15 protein-coding genes and 1 pseudogene are annotated in these 17209 nt (G+C 60.9%); 10 read left to right on the top strand and 6 right to left on the bottom strand.

Annotation, left to right across the window (positions count from 1 at the left end):
• Positions 1-87: 87 nt before the first annotated feature.
• Together metK and AB7M32_RS02545 are read right to left on the bottom strand one after the other, a co-directional pair.
• The gene (metK, locus tag AB7M32_RS02550) at positions 88-1278 is read right to left on the bottom strand and encodes a methionine adenosyltransferase (protein ID WP_060740245.1); all 1191 of its coding nucleotides are present in this window, start codon (positions 1276-1278) and stop codon (positions 88-90) included.
• Between the two features lie 19 nt (positions 1279-1297).
• Positions 1298-2293: an ArsR/SmtB family transcription factor gene (locus tag AB7M32_RS02545; protein WP_454248999.1), complete on the bottom strand. Its 996-nt coding sequence runs from the start codon at positions 2291-2293 to the stop codon at positions 1298-1300.
• Between the two features lie 310 nt (positions 2294-2603).
• On the opposite strand from AB7M32_RS02545, the gene tkt reads away from it, so the two are divergent.
• From tkt to fba, 6 genes and pseudogenes are all read left to right on the top strand, one after another.
• The gene (gene tkt, locus AB7M32_RS02540) at positions 2604-4601 is read left to right on the top strand and encodes a transketolase (RefSeq protein ID WP_454248998.1); all 1998 of its coding nucleotides are present in this window, start codon (positions 2604-2606) and stop codon (positions 4599-4601) included.
• Between the two features lie 151 nt (positions 4602-4752).
• Positions 4753-5808 (top strand): erythrose-4-phosphate dehydrogenase, encoded by a 1056-nt coding sequence (gene epd / locus AB7M32_RS02535; protein WP_454248997.1) that lies wholly within the window; start codon positions 4753-4755, stop codon positions 5806-5808.
• Positions 5809-5832: 24 nt separating this feature from the next.
• Positions 5833-6997, top strand: a pseudogene (locus AB7M32_RS02530) (phosphoglycerate kinase).
• Positions 6998-7028: 31 nt separating this feature from the next.
• A complete protein-coding gene (locus AB7M32_RS02525) occupies positions 7029-7253 on the top strand; it encodes a hypothetical protein (RefSeq protein WP_072405864.1) in 225 nt (74 codons plus the stop codon).
• 56 nt (positions 7254-7309) lie between these two features.
• Positions 7310-7645 (top strand): MliC family protein, encoded by a 336-nt coding sequence (locus AB7M32_RS02520; protein WP_454248996.1) that lies wholly within the window; start codon positions 7310-7312, stop codon positions 7643-7645.
• Positions 7646-7919: 274 nt separating this feature from the next.
• On the top strand, positions 7920-8984 hold the full coding sequence (fba, locus tag AB7M32_RS02515; protein ID WP_003177554.1) for a class II fructose-bisphosphate aldolase: 1065 nt from the start codon (positions 7920-7922) through the stop codon (positions 8982-8984).
• 462 nt (positions 8985-9446) lie between these two features.
• On the opposite strand, the gene AB7M32_RS02510 is transcribed toward fba, so the two are convergent.
• The 3 genes from AB7M32_RS02510 to AB7M32_RS02500 all read right to left on the bottom strand — a co-directional run bounded on the left by AB7M32_RS02510 (position 9447) and on the right by AB7M32_RS02500 (position 12293).
• Positions 9447-9731 (bottom strand): fructose-bisphosphate aldolase, encoded by a 285-nt coding sequence (locus AB7M32_RS02510; protein ID WP_092259536.1) that lies wholly within the window; start codon positions 9729-9731, stop codon positions 9447-9449.
• Positions 9732-10621: 890 nt separating this feature from the next.
• Positions 10622-11290 (bottom strand): polysaccharide lyase family 7 protein, encoded by a 669-nt coding sequence (locus AB7M32_RS02505; RefSeq protein ID WP_454248995.1) that lies wholly within the window; start codon positions 11288-11290, stop codon positions 10622-10624.
• A 334-nt stretch (positions 11291-11624) separates the two neighbouring features.
• Positions 11625-12293: a polysaccharide lyase family 7 protein gene (locus AB7M32_RS02500; protein ID WP_454248994.1), complete on the bottom strand. Its 669-nt coding sequence runs from the start codon at positions 12291-12293 to the stop codon at positions 11625-11627.
• A gap of 321 nt (positions 12294-12614) precedes the next feature.
• On the opposite strand from AB7M32_RS02500, the gene AB7M32_RS02495 reads away from it, so the two are divergent.
• Genes AB7M32_RS02495 through AB7M32_RS02485 form a run of 3 tightly spaced genes read left to right on the top strand, consistent with a single transcriptional unit; the run spans position 12615 to position 15585 of the window.
• Complete coding sequence (locus AB7M32_RS02495; RefSeq protein ID WP_454248993.1) at positions 12615-14738, top strand: putative bifunctional diguanylate cyclase/phosphodiesterase; 2124 nt, start codon at positions 12615-12617, stop codon at positions 14736-14738.
• 42 nt (positions 14739-14780) lie between these two features.
• Positions 14781-15284, top strand: a complete 504-nt coding sequence (locus AB7M32_RS02490) for a M48 metallopeptidase family protein (protein WP_454248992.1) — start codon at positions 14781-14783, stop codon at positions 15282-15284.
• A 4-nt stretch (positions 15285-15288) separates the two neighbouring features.
• Positions 15289-15585, top strand: coding sequence for a winged helix-turn-helix domain-containing protein (locus AB7M32_RS02485; RefSeq protein WP_454248991.1), 297 nt, complete (start codon positions 15289-15291; stop codon positions 15583-15585).
• A 126-nt stretch (positions 15586-15711) separates the two neighbouring features.
• Here AB7M32_RS02485 and AB7M32_RS02480 read toward each other — a convergent pair whose 3' ends face one another.
• Complete coding sequence (locus AB7M32_RS02480; RefSeq protein ID WP_454248990.1) at positions 15712-16164, bottom strand: GNAT family N-acetyltransferase; 453 nt, start codon at positions 16162-16164, stop codon at positions 15712-15714.
• Positions 16165-16421: 257 nt separating this feature from the next.
• Here AB7M32_RS02480 and AB7M32_RS02475 point away from each other — a divergent pair, with 257 nt between their 5' ends.
• Positions 16422-17159, top strand: coding sequence for a substrate-binding periplasmic protein (locus AB7M32_RS02475; RefSeq protein WP_454248989.1), 738 nt, complete (start codon positions 16422-16424; stop codon positions 17157-17159).
• The last annotated feature ends 50 nt before the right edge of the window (positions 17160-17209 follow it).

The following is a 17209-nucleotide window of genomic DNA, read 5'->3' as shown; positions in this document are numbered from 1 at the left end:
CCACAGGAGCGGTGCCTGACTTTGATTTTTTGATAAAAAAAGCCCCTGGCGACCCAGTCGCCAGGGGCTTTTCCTTACACGCGGGTGTTACAGGCCGGCAGCGGCGCGCAGGGCGTCCGCGCGGTCGGTTTTTTCCCAGGTGAACGTGGTGAAGGTATCGCCATCGACGGTCCTGGTCTCTGGTGTACGACCGAAGTGACCATAGGCGGCGGTTTCCTGGTACATCGGGTGCAGCAGGTCGAGCATGGTGGTGATGGCGTATGGACGCAGGTCGAACACTTCGCGGACCAGGTTGATGATCTTGTCATCGCCGATCTTGCCGGTGCCGAAGGTGTTCAGCGAGATCGACGTAGGCTGGGCGACGCCAATGGCGTAGGACACCTGGATCTCGCAGCGCTCGGCCAGGCCGGCGGCCACGATGTTCTTGGCGACATAACGACCAGCGTAGGCGGCCGAGCGGTCAACCTTGGAAGGGTCCTTGCCGGAGAACGCGCCACCGCCATGACGGGCCATGCCGCCGTAGCTGTCGACGATGATCTTGCGACCGGTCAGGCCGCAGTCGCCCACCGGGCCGCCGATGATGAACTGGCCGGTCGGGTTGATGTGGAACTGGGTGTCCTTGGACAGCAACTCGGCAGGCAGCACGTGCTTGACGATCAGTTCCATCACGCCTTCGCGCAGGTCTTTGTAGGACACCTCAGGGTTGTGCTGGGTCGACAGGACGACGGCGTCGATACCGACCACCTTGCCGCCTTCGTAACGGCAGGTCACCTGGGACTTGGCGTCTGGGCGCAGCCACGGCAGCAGGCCGGATTTACGGGCTTCGGCCTGGCGTTTAACCAACTGGTGCGAGAAGGTGATCGGGGCCGGCATCAGCACATCGGTCTCGTTGCTGGCGTAGCCGAACATCAGGCCCTGGTCGCCTGCGCCCTGATCTTCAGGCTTGGCCCGGTCAACGCCCTGGTTGATGTCCGGGGACTGCTTGCCGATGATGTTCATCACGCCGCAGGTCGCGCCGTCGAAGCCGACGTCGGAGCTGTTGTAGCCGATGCCCAGGATGACGTCGCGAACGATCTGCTCCAGGTCGACCCAGGCCGACGTGGTGACTTCGCCAGCGATGATCGCCACGCCCGTTTTCACCAGAGTCTCGCACGCCACGCGGGCGAACTTGTCTTCAGCAATGATGGCGTCCAGCACCGCATCAGAAATCTGGTCGGCGATTTTGTCCGGATGCCCTTCAGACACGGACTCGGAGGTGAAAAGGGAGTATTCGCTCATCTCGATGTTTTCCTACAAGTTACCGTTGGTGAGTGTCGCCAGTGGGTCGCTGAAAGTGGCGAACCTGGATCTGGAAACCATTACGTAAGCCTACATAGAGGCTTTCCCCGGGCACGAGGCCCGCTGCGGTGGCCCAGCGGGCCAGGTCGTCCTGTTCAAAGCCGAGCCAGAGGTCGCCACAGGCTTCCCTGGCCCAGCTCTGGTTGTGGCTGCATAACTCGGTCACCAGCAGGCTGCCGCCCGGTTGCAGCAGGCGGGCCATGTGCTTGAGTGCATCGGCCGGCGCGGCGAAATGATGCAGCACCATGTTCAATACCACGCAGTCGGCCTGCAGGCTCATGCCATCCAGTGCATCGGCCAGTTGCAGGCGCACGTTAGCCAGAGCCTCGCGCTCACACACCTGGCGCGCCAGTTCCAGCATGGCCGGGCTGTTGTCCAGCGCCGTCACCTGGCCGAAGCGCCGCGCCAGTTCCGGCAGAAAGGCGCCATCGCCGGGGCCGACTTCGATCGCCGTGGCCGCAGGCTCGAAGCTCAATTTGTCGAGCAGCGCCACCACGCTTTCACGATATTGCGGCAAGCCGGCGATCAGGTCCTGCTGGGCGCGAAACTTCTCGGCGACCCGTGCGAAGAAGTCCTGGCTGGCGGCTGCCCGTTGTCCGTGAACCTGGGCGATGCGAGCCTGCACGTCGGTCGGTAGGCTCAGTGCGTCCACTTCGTCCAGCAGCGCTGCGTGTAGCTTGCCGCCCAGCAGATCGGTGTGGGGCAGGGCGCGGCGATAGAAAATGGCGTTGCCTTCCCGGCGGGTCGCCACCAGGTCGGCCTGGGCCAGGACCTTGAGGTGGTGACTCATGCCGGACTGGCCGATGCCGAAGATCTGCGCCAGTTCCAACACGCCGAACGAATCGTTGGCCAGGGCGCGCAATACATTGAGCCGCAACGGATCGCCGCCGGCCTTGCAAAGGGCCGCCAGCTCATCGCAGTCGTCGTGGCGAATGGAGGGCACGGGCAGGTTCATAGTGGGGCCGTCTGTTTCATTAGTGGGGCGGTCCGTTTCAGTGGGGCAGTCTAGTGAGGGGTTGGGATCATCGCAAGTTCAATATCAAAAAGTTTTGATATTGGATGATAAATGGCACTTCCCGATCCGTGCTTGACTCTACAGGCCATCAGCGGAAAGGTTTCACCCGGCGAATGCGACTTTATCCACCGGAAAAACGCTCAAGGATCGCTATCTGTCATTGCCCCGGGGCGGGTGGGTGAGGGAAAATGCTCGCCTTTTTCAGTTTCGTTTTATTCATTCTCGATTCAATACCCGCAGGAGAACAGCGATGCCCAGCCGTCGTGAGCGTGCCAATGCCATTCGTGCCCTCAGCATGGATGCCGTGCAGAAAGCCAACAGCGGCCATCCCGGTGCCCCCATGGGTATGGCGGATATCGCCGAGGTGCTTTGGCGCGACTACCTCAAGCACAGCCCGAGCAACCCCTCGTTCGCCGACCGTGACCGCTTCGTGCTGTCCAACGGCCACGGCTCGATGTTGATCTACTCGCTGTTGCACCTGACCGGCTATGACCTGTCGATCGATGACCTGAAGAACTTCCGCCAGTTGCACAGCCGCACCCCGGGCCACCCGGAATATGGCTACACCCCAGGGGTGGAAACCACCACCGGCCCACTGGGCCAAGGCCTGGCCAACGCCGTGGGTTTTGCCCTGGCGGAAAAAGTCCTGGCAGCACAGTTCAACCGCCCAGGTCATAACGTCGTCGACCACCACACCTACGTATTCCTGGGCGATGGCTGCATGATGGAAGGCATTTCCCATGAAGTCGCCTCCCTGGCCGGCACCCTGGGCCTGGACAAGCTGATCGCGTTCTACGACGACAACGGCATCTCCATCGATGGCGAAGTCGAAGGCTGGTTCACCGACGACACCCCCAAGCGCTTCGAAGCCTACAACTGGTTGGTAATCCGCAACGTCGACGGCCACGATCCGGAAGAGATCAAGACCGCCATCGAGACCGCTCGCAAAAGCGCCCAGCCGACCCTGATCTGCTGCAAGACCACCATCGGTTTCGGCTCGCCGAACAAGCAAGGCAAGGAAGACTGCCACGGCGCGCCGTTGGGGGCCGAGGAAATCGCCCTGACCCGTGCCGCACTGAAGTGGAACCATGGCCCGTTCGAAATTCCGGCCGACATCTACGCCGAATGGGATGCCAAGGAAAAGGGCCGTGCGCTCGAAGCCGAGTGGGACCAGCGCTTCGCTGCCTATTCCGCCGAATTCCCCGAGCTGGCAAACGAGCTGGTGCGTCGCCTCAGCGGCGAGCTGCCGGCCGACTTCGCCGAAAAAGCCTCGGCGTACATCGCTGAAGTCGCCGCCAAGGGCGAAACCATCGCCAGCCGCAAGGCCAGCCAGAACACCCTGAACGCCTTCGGCCCATTGCTGCCGGAACTGCTGGGCGGTTCGGCCGACCTGGCCGGTTCCAACCTGACCCTGTGGAAAGGCTGCAAAGGCGTCAGCGCCGAAGACGCCAGCGGCAACTACATGTACTACGGCGTTCGTGAGTTCGGCATGAGCGCAATCATGAACGGTGTCGCGCTGCACGGCGGCCTGGTACCTTACGGCGCCACCTTCCTGATGTTCATGGAATATGCCCGCAACGCCGTGCGCATGTCGGCGCTGATGAAAAAACGCATCCTGTATGTGTTCACCCACGACTCCATCGGCCTGGGCGAAGACGGCCCGACGCACCAGCCGATCGAGCAACTGGCGAGCCTGCGTTGCACGCCGAACCTGGACACCTGGCGTCCGTGCGATGCGGTGGAGTCGGCGGTGGCCTGGAAATACGCCATCGAGCGTAACGACGGCCCATCGGCGCTGATCTTCTCCCGTCAGAACCTGCAGCACCAGAACCGCGATGCCGACCAGATCGGTGACATCACGCGCGGCGGTTACGTGCTCAAGGACTGCATCGGCGAGCCTGAACTGATCCTGATCGCCACCGGCTCCGAAGTCGGCCTGGCCGTCCAGGCCTACGACAAGCTGACCGAGCAGGGCCGCAACGTACGCGTCGTGTCCATGCCGTGCACCAGCGTGTTCGACGCCCAGGATGCCGGCTACAAGCAGGCGGTATTGCCGCTGCAAGTCAGCGCGCGGATCGCCATCGAGGCTGCCCATGCCGATTACTGGTACAAGTACGTGGGCCTGGAAGGCCGCGTGATCGGCATGACCACCTACGGCGAATCGGCGCCTGCGCCGGCGCTGTTCGAGGAGTTCGGCTTCACCCTGGAAAACATCCTGGGTCAGGCTGAGGAGCTGCTGGAAGACTGATCCGAAAGTTGCATCGTCCGGGCTGACGCCATCGCGAGCAAGCTCGCTCCCACAAGGTTCTCCAGCGATCCTGTGGGAGCGAGCTTGCTCGCGATGGCGGAGCTTCAGGCAATACTGGACTGAAGGATTCACCACGGTAATCGAGAACCCCATGCCCCAACCGCGTCCCTACAAAGTTGCACTCAACGGCTACGGCCGGATAGGTCGTTGCGTCTTGCGTGCGTTGTTCGAACGAGGGGCCAAGGCCGATTTCGAAATCGTGGCGATCAATGACCTGGCCGACATGGCCAGCATCGAATACCTGACACGCTTTGACTCCACCCACGGTCGGTTTCCCGGCGAAGTGCGGGTCGAGGGCGATTGTCTGCATATCAAGGGCGACTGCGTGAAAGTGCTGCGCAGTGCCACTCCCGAAGGCATCGATTGGGCGTCCCTGGGTGTCGACCTGGTGCTTGAGTGTTCCGGTGCCTACCACACCCGCGAAGACGGCCAGCGTTTTCTCGCGGCCGGCGCGCCACGGGTCCTGTTCTCCCAGCCGATGGCCAGCGAAGCGGATGTCGACGCCACCATCGTCTATGGCGTGAACCAGGATTGCCTGACCGGCGAAGAGCTGCTGGTGTCCAATGCGTCCTGCACCACCAACTGCGGCGTGCCGCTGTTGCGCCTGCTGGACCAGGCCATTGGTCTGGAATACGTGTCGATCACCACGATCCACTCGGCGATGAACGACCAGCCAGTGATCGACGCCTACCATCATGAGGACTTGCGTCGTACCCGTTCGGCGTTCCAATCGGTGATTCCGGTGTCCACTGGTCTGGCGCGCGGTATCGAACGGCTGCTGCCGGAACTTGCCGGGCGAATTCAGGCCAAAGCCGTGCGGGTGCCGACGGTCAACGTGTCCTGCCTCGACATCACGATGCAGACCGTGAGCGATACCGACGCCACCGAGGTCAACCGGATCCTGCGCGAAGCCGCCACCAGCGGCCCGCTCAAAGGCCTCCTGGCTTACACCGAGTTGCCTCACGCCAGTTGTGATTTTAACCATGACCCTCATTCGGCCATTGTCGATGCCAGCCAGACCCGTGTTTCCGGGCCGCGGCTTGTGAACATCCTGGCCTGGTTCGACAACGAATGGGGGTTTGCCAACCGAATGCTGGACGTTGCCGAGCATTACCTGCAAACCGCTTCGAAAAAACCTGCTCTCTAAACAGTTACCCAGGAATTGCGACCCATGACCGTGTTGAAGATGTCCGACCTCGATCTGCAAGGTAAGCGCGTACTGATCCGCGAAGACCTCAACGTCCCCGTCAAGGACGGTGTCGTCACCAGCGACGCGCGTATCCTGGCTTCGCTGCCGACCATCAAGCTGGCCCTGGAAAAAGGCGCGGCCGTGATGATCTGCTCCCACCTGGGCCGTCCCACCGAAGGCGAGTTCTCGGCGGAAAACAGCCTCAAGCCGGTAGCCGATTACTTGAGCCGCGCCCTGGGCCGCGACGTGCCGTTGGTTGCGGACTACCTGGGCGGCGTCGATGTGAAGGCCGGTGATGTCGTGCTGTTCGAAAACGTGCGCTTCAACAAGGGCGAGAAAAAGAACGCCGACGAATTGGCCCAGCAATACGCCGCCCTGTGCGACGTGTTCGTGATGGACGCCTTCGGCACTGCACACCGCGCCGAGGGTTCGACCCACGGCGTGGCGAAATTCGCCAAAGTCGCCGCCGCAGGCCCGCTGCTGGCGGCCGAGCTGGACGCACTGGGCAAGGCCCTGGGCTCGCCGGCCCAGCCGATGGCCGCCATTGTGGCCGGCTCCAAAGTCTCCACCAAGCTGGACGTGCTCAACAGCCTGAGCCAGGTGTGCAACCAGTTGATCGTCGGTGGCGGTATCGCCAACACGTTCCTGGCCGCCGCCGGTCACCCGGTTGGCAAATCCCTGTATGAGCCGGACCTGCTGGATACCGCGCGGGAAATCGCCGCGAAGGTCAGCGTACCGTTGCCGGTGGACGTGGTGGTGGCCAAGGAATTCGCTGAAAGCGCGACGGCCACCGTCAAGCTGGTGGCCGACGTGGCCCGACGATGACATGATCCTGGACATCGGCCCGCAAACCGCAGCCAACTTCGCCCAATTGCTGAAATCCTCCCAGACGATCCTGTGGAACGGCCCGGTCGGCGTGTTCGAGTTCGACCAGTTCGGCAACGGCACCAAGGTGCTGGCCCAAGCCATTGCCGAAAGCTCCGCGTTCTCTATCGCTGGCGGCGGCGACACCCTGGCGGCCATCGACAAATATGGCGTGGCCGACCAGATCTCCTACATTTCCACCGGTGGCGGCGCGTTCCTCGAATTCGTCGAAGGCAAGGTGTTGCCGGCCGTGGAAGTCCTGGAAAGCCGGGCCAAGGCCTGAGGCTGCGTTGACCAGGCAAAGGAGTGTTCTGATGGTCAAGACGTTCACGTTGTTGCTGGCGGCAACGATGCTGGTGGCTTGCTCGAGCAGCCCGGAGGCTCCGGCCCCGCAAACCGGCGCGCCGACGCCCGAAGAAGGCTGTTACCAGGCCGACTGGCAGGCCGAGACGAATCCGGTGCTGAACAAGCGTTCCGGACCGGACGGCCTGGACAAATACGAGACGCAAACCCCGGCCAAGGAACATGGTTGTCCTTGACGGGTCTGACTCTTAACTCATGGCGGGTGGCGTGTGCCGTCCGTCGAGGAACACGGATGAAAGGCTTGATCGCCGTTATGGCGTTGGCATTGCTGGCCGGTTGTTCGCAACTGGGTTTTTTGCAGTCGTCCGAGCCCGTTGCAGAGGGCTGGACAAGCTGGACCTGTGACAGCGAGGCCAAAGTGCTCTGGCGCTACGCCGATGCCGCCCGCAAGGAAGTCGATGTACGCCTGGGCGGCGCCGATAAGGTTTATCGCCTTACGCTTGAGCCGGGTGCCGAAGGCTCGTTGTACAGCGATGACATGCTGGCGTTTCACGTCAAGGGTGAGGAAGGCCTGGTGTACTGGGTCGCCACCAATGACTTGATTGGGCGTGGCTGCAAGGCGCAGTAATACGATTGAACTGATCCACAGAGATCCAAATGTGGGAGCAGATCCAGTGTGGGAGCGAGCTTGCTCGCGATAGCGGTGTACCAGGCAACAGTGATGTTGAATGTACCGCCCTCATCGCGAGCAAGCTCGCTCCCACACGGATCGCGTCAGTATTTGGATTTAGCGATACCGAACACGCAGCTCGGGCCAACCCCCGATCCGCAATGACTTGAATAGCCGCCGCCGCTCCGGCAGGCTGGCACGATTAACGACCCTCGACCGGGAGAGAGACACAATGGCACTTATCAGCATGCGTCAGATGCTGGACCACGCAGCCGAATTCGGCTACGGCGTTCCAGCCTTTAACGTCAACAACCTTGAGCAGATGCGCGCCATCATGGAAGCCGCTGACAAGACTGACTCCCCGGTGATCGTCCAGGCTTCGGCCGGTGCCCGCAAATACGCCGGCGCGCCGTTCCTGCGTCACCTGATCCTGGCGGCGATCGAAGAATTCCCGCACATTCCGGTGTGCATGCACCAGGACCACGGCACCAGCCCGGACGTCTGCCAGCGCTCCATCCAACTGGGCTTCAGCTCGGTGATGATGGACGGTTCCCTGGGCGAAGACGGCAAGACCCCGACCGACTACGAATACAACGTCCGCGTCACCCAGCAGACTGTGGCCATGGCCCACGCCTGCGGTGTGTCGGTGGAAGGTGAGCTGGGTTGCCTGGGTTCGCTGGAAACCGGCATGGCCGGGGAAGAAGACGGCATCGGTGCCGAAGGCGTGCTGGACCACAGCCAGATGCTGACCGACCCGGAAGAAGCGGCGGACTTCGTCAAGAAAACCCAGGTCGACGCCCTGGCCATCGCCATCGGCACCAGCCACGGCGCCTACAAGTTCACCAAACCACCGACCGGCGACGTACTGGCAATCGATCGCATCAAGGAAATCCACAAACGCATCCCCAACACCCACTTGGTGATGCACGGTTCGTCCTCGGTGCCGCAGGAATGGCTGGCGATCATCAATCAGTACGGCGGCGACATCAAGGAAACCTACGGCGTGCCGGTTGAGGAAATCGTCGAAGGCATCAAGTACGGCGTGCGCAAGGTCAACATCGACACTGATTTGCGCCTGGCGTCCACCGGTGCCATGCGTCGTTTGATGGCGACCAACCCGAGTGAGTTTGATCCGCGTAAGTTCTTCGGTGCTACTGTGACGGCCATGCGTGATGTGTGCATTGCGCGTTATGAGGCGTTTGGGACTGCGGGTAATGCGTCGAAGATCAAGCCGATTTCGTTGGAAGCGATGTATCAGCGGTATTTGAAGGGTGAGTTGAACGCTAAGGTCAACTAAGGCTTCAGTGGTGTGAGAAAACCCGCAGTGATGCGGGTTTTTTTGTGTTTGGGATTTGTGTGTATATCCGTTTTTTTTGTTACGGCTACTTAGGGTTCCGCCCTTACGGCGGGTCACTTTTGAAAAGCGCAAAAGTAACCAAAACGCTTCTGCCCCACCACTCGGTGCCTCGCCTAGGCTCGGCATGCCCGAACGCAGGCATTGCTCCGTGGGCCCGCCGCGAAGGGCCATCCATGGCCCAGCGCGGCTATCCCGGCATCCATGCCGGGATGCCCACTCCACAATGCCTGCGTTCGGCCATCGTGGTTAACGGGGCGTCCGAGATCAACGTCCACTGCGAGGCGGCCTTATAGCCGGCCTGGTTTAGGGGTGACCGTGTTTCTCCTGTGGGAGCGAGCTTGCTCGCGAAGGCGGTGTCACTGTCGACGAGGATATTGAGCAAGCTTGCTTCTTAGGGGAGCTTTACTGCCCTTCGAGCCCGCGCTGTTCAATCACTCCAAAAACATCCGCTACATCCTGGACCATGATTCGGGCGATGTTCGTGATGGTGTTGATGTCGGTCTCGGCTGAATCGCGCAGTGTGGTGCAGGCCATCAGCGTCAGGTAGTCGAGGGTGGCGTGCAGGCGTTCGCTGGCGCAGGCGTGGAGTTCGGGCAGTGGGGCGGTTTTATCGATGAACAGGACGGGGTGGGTGGTGGCGATTGGGGTTAGCGGGGTGAAGCGGCGGAACGATTGTTCGGTAGACATAGTAAATCCCTAACTCAAGAGAAAATTTGCCACCGTTTTGCTGCGAAACAATTGGGTGGCAGCCATGTGCGGGTTCGCAGACCGAGGAGTTAGGACTCGGCAGACCCGAAGATCTCCCACACACAGCCGCCATGAAAAGCCGAACGTAGGTGCGTATGCCTATGCCGATTTTTTTGACGGTTGTGATTCTAACTCACCAGGGCTGCGAAACCCTCCCACCGACCAAAGCCAGCAGGTGAACCAAACTATAGAAGGGGATTTTTGAGGCAACAACCGACCTGTAGGACGCCGACAACCCCTGTGGCGAGGGAACTTGCTCCCGCTCGGTGGCGCAGCTGCCGTAAATCCTGGGTATGGGGATGGTCTGACGAAAAGAGGGGGCTGCTTCGCAGCCCAGCGGGGATAAATCCCCTCGCCACAAAGGGGGGATTCCTACGAGATTTTCAGAAGGCCAGGGGGGCGAACAAAATCTCCGGCCATCCCACCAATCCTAGTCGGCTGTCAGGTCGCCATCGCGAGCAAGCTCGCTCCCACAATTGGAGCGGAGTACGACTGTGAGAGCCAGGCCGGCTGGCAGGCCGCCTCGCGGTGGACGTTGATCTCGGCGCCCCGTTAACCACGCTGGCCGAACGCAGGTATTGTGGAGTGGGCATCCCGGCATGGATGCCGGGATAGCCGCGCTGGGCCATGGATGGCCCTTCGCGGCGGCCCACGGAGCAATGCCTACGTTCGGGCATGCCAAGCCTAGGCGAGGCACCGAGTGGTGGGGCAAGAGCGTTTTGGTTACTTTTGCGCTTCTCAAAAGTGACCCGCTGTAAGAGCGGAACCATAAGCCGCCGTTACCGCAGCAACGGATATACACACGGTATCTCTCTATCGAAAGCACCCAGTCAAGTGTTGTGATCGATATCCAACTTGCTGAACGTCACCTTCCCACCCTCGCTGGTATAGCCACTGTTGTCCTGCACATACACGCCAGCCTTGAAGTACAACGGCTTGACCTTCCATTTGGAACTGACGGTGGTGTACCAACTACGACCCGCCGCAGTAATACCCAAGTCACCCGTACGATCGAGGTGAAGCCGATAACTGAAGGACTGAGCCAGCTTCACGCCGGTCGCGACGGTGACAACCCGACCCTCATCGTCATCGGGGCGCATGCGGACCTTGGCAACGATGTCGCCAGTCTTGCCGTCATCCTTGTACTGGTACTCCAGTTTCACCATGGGCTTGCTGCTGTCCTTGGCATGAATCTGCCCGATCACGATCTTGCCGCTGCTGGGCACCTGATTGACCACCAGGGTCGCGCTCAATTTATTGTCGGCGTCAGGGTAGACCCAGTTGCGCAAGGTGCCGTCCTTGTAGGTTTCCCGTAATTCACTGCGTGGGTAGATCGCGTTTTCAGTCTTGGTGCCGGTGACCGGTGACCAGAAATACACCGTGCTGCCTTCGGAGTTGAAATATTTGTCCCGGAACCCATCCACCAGCCGAGGGGTTTCGATGGTCTTCGGCGGGCTGCCTTCGGGAATGCTTAGGTTCCAAGTTGCAAGATCGACCATGTTCGGATCCTTTCTGAGAAGAAGAAATGATTTACGCCACAGCCGGAGGGCTCTAAGACGCGCTTTTTGCTGAGGCCAAGAGGGGGCGCGAACGAGTACTTGGCACGTTCGTACGGCGGAGGGTTGGCGTCAACAGTCCGTCAGAGTTGTGTTTGCCGGTTTGGTGCCCGAGACCGACGACCGTTAGTCGGCTAGTTGGAGTTTTTCGGGAACATGGCGATATGGCATCTGTCTATGGCGCCCAGTTGTAGGGCATCAAGCAGCGGACAGGGAGGTTTTTGTCGCACGTGGCAAGCAGCGTTCCCTGCTGCTATGGCGCTACGAGAGGGCGCAATCACAGGTTGTGATCGATATCCAGCATGCTGAAGGTCACTTTCCCGCCTTCGGTGACGTAGCCGGTGTTGTCTTGCACATACACGCCTGCCTTGAAGTACAGCGGCTTGTCGCTCCAGGTGTTGCTGATGTTGGTATTCCACTGATAGCCGGCGCCGTTGATGGTCAGGACGCCGGCGGGGCTGAGGTGAATCAGGTAGGAGAACGACTGGTTCAGCTTGATGCCCGTGGCGATGGTAATGACCTGGCCCGATTCGTCATCTGGGCGCATGCGGACCTTGGCGACGATGTTGCCGGTGGAGCTATAGGTCTTGTACTGGTACTCCAGCTTCACCATGGGGCTGGTGCTGTCCTTGGCGTGGATCTGGCCGATCACGATCTTGCCGCTGCTGGGCACCTGGTTGACGGTCAGGGTCGCGACCAATTTGTTGTCCGCCGCCGAGTACAGCCAGTTGCGCAACGTACCGTTGCTATAGGTCTCCCGCAGTTCGCTGCGCGGGTAGATTGCGTTTTCCGTCTTGGCGCCGGTCACCGGCGCCCAGAAGAACAGGGTCCCGGTTTCGGAGTTGAAGTATTGGTCCTTGAACCCCTGTACCAGCAGTGGGGTTGAAATGGTTGCCGGTGGGCTGCCCTCGGGGATGCTCAAGTTCCAGGTGGCGAGATCGATCATGTCCGGATCCTACGTAACGAAGCGAAAAAAGTTGAAGCCCTGGCGCGGGCTCTAACTCGCGCGTTGTGGGCGTGTTGATCACGCAGGATGGGTATTTCTCGATGACCGTCCGGCGGATGATTGACGTCAATTGTTCGTCGTAGGTGTCTGTGCAGTTTTTGTGCCCGAGGTGGGTGACCGTTAGTCGGCTATTTCCGGCTTTGCCTGGATGATGGCGCGATGACACCTACTGCTTTTCAAAATCCCGGTCTAGAGTGAGGGGACAGTATTTGTCCGCTTTGCTACGTAAAAACGGACGTGGCGCCCGATAAGAGAAGCAGCATGGAATGCGCGCAACCAACGCCCGGCGAAGACAGCTCTGTCCTTTTGATTGTTGATGACTACCCTGAAAACCTGCTCAGCATGAGGGCCTTGTTGCAACGGCAGGATTGGCAGGTGATGACTGCGTCCTCGGGGGTCGAGGCGCTTAACCTGCTGCTCGAACACGACATCGATCTGGTTCTGCTGGATGTGCAGATGCCCGACATGGACGGTTTCGAAGTGGCGCGGCTGATGCGCGGCAGCCAGCGCACGCGGCTCACGCCGATCATTTTCCTGACCGCCAACGAGCAATCCCAGGACGCGGTCATCAAGGGCTACGCCAGTGGCGCCGTGGATTACCTGTTCAAGCCCTTCGATCCGCAAATTCTCAAACCCAAGGTCCAGGCATTGCTCGAGCACCAGCGCAATCGCCGGGCCTTGCAGCGCCTGAGCCAGGATCTCGAAGCGGCCAGGGCCTTCAATGCCTCGGTGCTGGACAACGCCGCCGAAGGCATCCTGGTGGTGGATGAGAATGGGTGTATCCGCTTCGCCAACCCGTCGACCTGCCGTTTGCTCAATGCCACCGCCGACCAGTTGCAGGGGATGCCGTTCCTGGATTTCCTGCAGAAACCCCATATTCCCGAGTGGGTGGATTCCGATATCCATAACGCCTATCGGCGTGGTGAAACCTGGCGACTGCATGACGCGGTGCTGCGCACGGCGCCCGGCCAGCAGGTGTCGGTGGCCTTGTCCTGCGCGCCGCTGCCCTTGGAGCAGAAGGCGATGGTGGTGACGCTCCAGGACATGTCCGTGGTTCGCCACTTGCACCAGCAGCTCGAATACCAGGCCGTCACGGACCCGCTGACCGGCTTGCTCAACCGCCGGGGCTTCTACCAGACCGCGGAAAACCTGTTGATGCGCAGCGAGCGGCTGGAAAGCAACTGGGTACTGCTGTACCTGGACCTTGATGGCTTCAAGCGGGTCAATGACTCGCTTGGGCACGACGCTGGGGACCGGGTTTTGCGCTGGGTGTCGGAGCAGTTGAAGGCGTGCCTGCGCCCCTTCGATATCCTGGCGCGGCTGGGCGGGGACGAGTTCACGGCCCTGCTGGACCTGGAGTTTCCCGAGCAGGCGGCGAAGGTCGCGGAGAAACTCATCGAGCGCGTCGCGATCTGCCAGCAGATCGAAGGCATGGACGTGGCGCTCGGCGCCAGCATCGGCATCGCGACGTACCCGGACTGTGGTGCCAACCTTGATGGCTTGCTACGGGCCTCCGACATCGCCATGTACGAAGCCAAGCGTGCCGGTCGCCAGCAATACCGTTTCTACGACCACGAAATGAACGGTCGAGCCCGTTCACGGCTGATGCTGGAAGAGAGCGTGCGCTCGGCCATCGAAAACCGCGATTTCAATATGGTCTACCAGCCCCAGGTGAGTATCGTCGACGGGCGGATCCGTGGGTTCGAGGCGCTGTTGCGCTGGCAGCATCCGAGCGTCGGTGATGTGCCGCCGGGCCTGTTCCTGCCGTTGCTGGAAGAGGCACGATTGATCAGTCGGCTGGGCAGTTGGATTTATCATCGCAGCGCGGCCCAGCGCAAAGTCTGGGAGCGCTTGTTCGCTGACGACCTGGTGTTGGGGGTAAGCCTGAGCAGCACTCAGTTCGGCATGCCCAACCTGGTGACCGAGTTGCGCCAGGTCCTGGAACGCCACGCCTTGAAGCCTCGGCAGTTGGAGGTCGAGGTGACCGAGGATGCGCTGATGCGCAATCCCGATGAAACCCAAAAGCAACTGCGGTTGCTGCGCCAGCTCGGGGTGCGCGTGGCATTGGATGACTTCGGTTCGGGCCCGTGTTCGCTGACGCATTTGCGCGACCTTGAGCTCGATACCCTCAAGCTGGATCGGCACTTGATTGCCCGCTTGCCGGGGTCGCCTCGGGACGCCGCGTTGGCCGCCTCGGTCATCGACCTGTGTACGCAGTTGGGCTTGCGGGTCATCGCCGAAGGGGTGGAAACCCGCGAGCAGTATCTGTGGCTACACGCCCACGGCTGTGAGTTCGTGCAGGGGTTCCTGGTGGCGCGACCGTTGATGGCCGAAGACACCAATGTCTTCGCCACGCCCTTCGACTGGAGCGCGGTGCAGGCCTGAATTCGCTACACTGGCGGCCTCTTGTGACTGTGTTGCCCACCGATGACCGCGCTCAAATACCTTCAGGCCTACCCGGCTGCCTTGCAAGCCCAAGTGCAGCAATTGATCGCCCAGGGCCGCCTGGGCGATTACCTGCAACAGCGCTACCCGGGGCGGCATCCGATCCAGAGCGACAAGGCCCTGTACGGTTATGCGCTGGACCTCAAGCAGCAATACCTGCGAAACGCGCCGGCCATCGACAAAGTGTTGTTCGACAGTCGCCTGGACCTGACCCACCGCGCCCTCGGCCTGCACACCGCGGTGTCGCGGGTGCAGGGCGGCAAGCTCAAGGCCAAGAAGGAAATCCGTATCGCGGCGCTGTTCAAGGACGCGGCGCCCGAGTTCCTGAAGATGATCGTGGTACACGAGCTGGCGCACTTCAAGGAGTCGGACCACAACAAGGCTTTCTACCAGCTCTGCGAACACATGTTGCCGGGTTATCACCAGTTGGAATTCGACCTGCGGGTGTACCTGACCTGGCGTGACCTGCAACCTCACAAGGACTGACCGGATGGACGTGAGCAAGACCAAGACCAGTTTCTACCGCCGCCTGTACGTGGCTTACCTGATCGACAGCGGCCTGGCCAGCAATGTCCCCACGCTCACCGAAGCCACCGGTATGCCCAGGCGCACAGCCCAGGACACTATCGCCGCGCTGGCTGACCTGGATATTGCGTGTGAGTTCGAGCAGGAGGACGGCGCGCGCAACCATGCCGGGCGTTATCGGATTCGCGACTGGGGTGCGATTGACCGGGGGTGGATCGAGGCGAATCTGCCGCGGATCAAGGCGGTGTTGGAATACCCCTGATTGTAGGGTGGTGTTTGGGCTGGCCCTATCGCGAGCAAGCTCGCTCCCACATCGATCTTCGGTGAACATGCGATTGATGTACGACCTGAACCCACTGTGGGAGCGAGCTTGCTCGCGATGCCGTCATCAAGGCCGATGCATACCGATGTGTGGAATCCCATCCTCCAGGTATTCCACCCCCACCGCTTCAAACCCGTACCGCCCGTAATACCCCTGCAGATGCGCCTGGGCCGACAATGAGATCGATGTGCCCGGCCAATGTTTCTCGGCCTGCTTGAGCGCTTGTTCCATCAGCGTGTGGCCCAACCCCTGGCCGCGTGCCTGGGGGGCGATGATCACGCGCCCGATCACTACGTCGCTGTTCTGCGAGTGTGGGTCGAGCAGGCGCAGGTAGGCCACCAAATGGTTGTCGTGCCAGGCCATCAGGTGGCAGGTGTCGCCCTCCAGATCCAGTCCGTCGACGTCCGGATAGGCGCAGTTCTGCTCGACGACGAACACGTCGGAGCGCAATTTGAGGATGGCATACAGCTGTTCCTTGCCCAGGTCACTGTGATGTTTGCAGATCCACTCGATATCCATTTTTGAATTTCCTGAAGAACCTGATGCCGATATTAAGCGTGGTTGGCGCGGAAGTCTCTTGCTCGCGCGACAGGAAAATCTGTGACAAAGACCAAAATGCCATCATTCCTTTGTCGCGGCGCTGTCGTCTTTGTGTAATCTTCGTGACAGCCCTGCGCCGCGGTTCCGATGAGCTAATGTTAGGACCGGGTGTCTGAGGATGCCTGTTGAGTTTCGGCTAAAAAAACCGGGCATTGAACCCGTCAAGGACGTTTGGCATGCCGCGATTGCATCGAGCTCTTGCATTGATCGGGTTGCTGTTGCTGAGCTACGAGGCCTGCGCGCAGAAGTTGCGCCTGGTCGCCGATGCCTGGCCACCCTTTACCGATTCCACCTTGATCAATGGTGGCCTGGCGACCGATATCGTCAGCACCGCCCTGGCGCGGGCCGGCTATGCCACGGACTTCGAACAGGTGCCCTGGGCCCGGGCGATGCTGGGCATCGGCGAGGGCCGCTATGACGTGCTGATCAATGCCTGGTACAGCGAGGAGCGCACCCATATAGGCCGGTTCTCGGCCGAATACCTGCTCAACCGTGTGCGTTTCATCAAGCGCAAGGGCGAGGCGATCCAGTTCGACAGCCTGCAACAGCTGCGTACCTATCCCATCGCTGTCGTGCGCGGTTATGCCTATTCCAAAGACTTCGATGAAGACCCACAGATGCAGAAAGTCCCGGTGCATAACTTCGCCATGGCGGTGCGCATGCTGGCTGCCGACCGCGTGAAGTTGACCCTGGAAGACGAGTTCGTCGCCCGCTATTACCTGGCCCGCGAATCGCCCAAGGTGCGCAGCGCCGTGGAGTTCCTGCCCAAACCCTTGAGCGAAAACAGCCTGCACATCCTGGTCAGCCTGAAGAACCCGGAGCATGAGCAGATCGTGGCCGGGTTCGATCGGGAGATCGCGGCGATGAAGGCGGATGGGAGTTATGAGCGGTTATTGAAGGCGCACGGGATGTAAGGTGTCTGGGCTGGCCCCATCGCGAGCAAGCTCGCTCCCACAGGGGTATG

The organism is Pseudomonas sp. R151218B TE3479 (assembly GCF_053629195.1).
This window is presented reverse-complemented; position numbering and strand designations above follow the sequence as displayed.

Coding starts and splice junctions, on each gene's coding strand:
- metK (WP_060740245.1), bottom strand. CDS start 1,278: ATGAGCGAATACTCCCTTTTCACCTCCGAGTCCGTGTCTGAAGGGCAT.
- AB7M32_RS02545 (WP_454248999.1), bottom strand. CDS start 2,293: ATGAACCTGCCCGTGCCCTCCATTCGCCACGACGACTGCGATGAGCTG.
- tkt (WP_454248998.1), top strand. CDS start 2,604: ATGCCCAGCCGTCGTGAGCGTGCCAATGCCATTCGTGCCCTCAGCATG.
- epd (WP_454248997.1), top strand. CDS start 4,753: ATGCCCCAACCGCGTCCCTACAAAGTTGCACTCAACGGCTACGGCCGG.
- AB7M32_RS02525 (WP_072405864.1), top strand. CDS start 7,029: ATGGTCAAGACGTTCACGTTGTTGCTGGCGGCAACGATGCTGGTGGCT.
- AB7M32_RS02520 (WP_454248996.1), top strand. CDS start 7,310: ATGAAAGGCTTGATCGCCGTTATGGCGTTGGCATTGCTGGCCGGTTGT.
- fba (WP_003177554.1), top strand. CDS start 7,920: ATGGCACTTATCAGCATGCGTCAGATGCTGGACCACGCAGCCGAATTC.
- AB7M32_RS02510 (WP_092259536.1), bottom strand. CDS start 9,731: ATGTCTACCGAACAATCGTTCCGCCGCTTCACCCCGCTAACCCCAATC.
- AB7M32_RS02505 (WP_454248995.1), bottom strand. CDS start 11,290: ATGGTCGATCTTGCAACTTGGAACCTAAGCATTCCCGAAGGCAGCCCG.
- AB7M32_RS02500 (WP_454248994.1), bottom strand. CDS start 12,293: ATGATCGATCTCGCCACCTGGAACTTGAGCATCCCCGAGGGCAGCCCA.
- AB7M32_RS02495 (WP_454248993.1), top strand. CDS start 12,615: ATGGAATGCGCGCAACCAACGCCCGGCGAAGACAGCTCTGTCCTTTTG.
- AB7M32_RS02490 (WP_454248992.1), top strand. CDS start 14,781: ATGACCGCGCTCAAATACCTTCAGGCCTACCCGGCTGCCTTGCAAGCC.
- AB7M32_RS02485 (WP_454248991.1), top strand. CDS start 15,289: ATGGACGTGAGCAAGACCAAGACCAGTTTCTACCGCCGCCTGTACGTG.
- AB7M32_RS02480 (WP_454248990.1), bottom strand. CDS start 16,164: ATGGATATCGAGTGGATCTGCAAACATCACAGTGACCTGGGCAAGGAA.
- AB7M32_RS02475 (WP_454248989.1), top strand. CDS start 16,422: ATGCCGCGATTGCATCGAGCTCTTGCATTGATCGGGTTGCTGTTGCTG.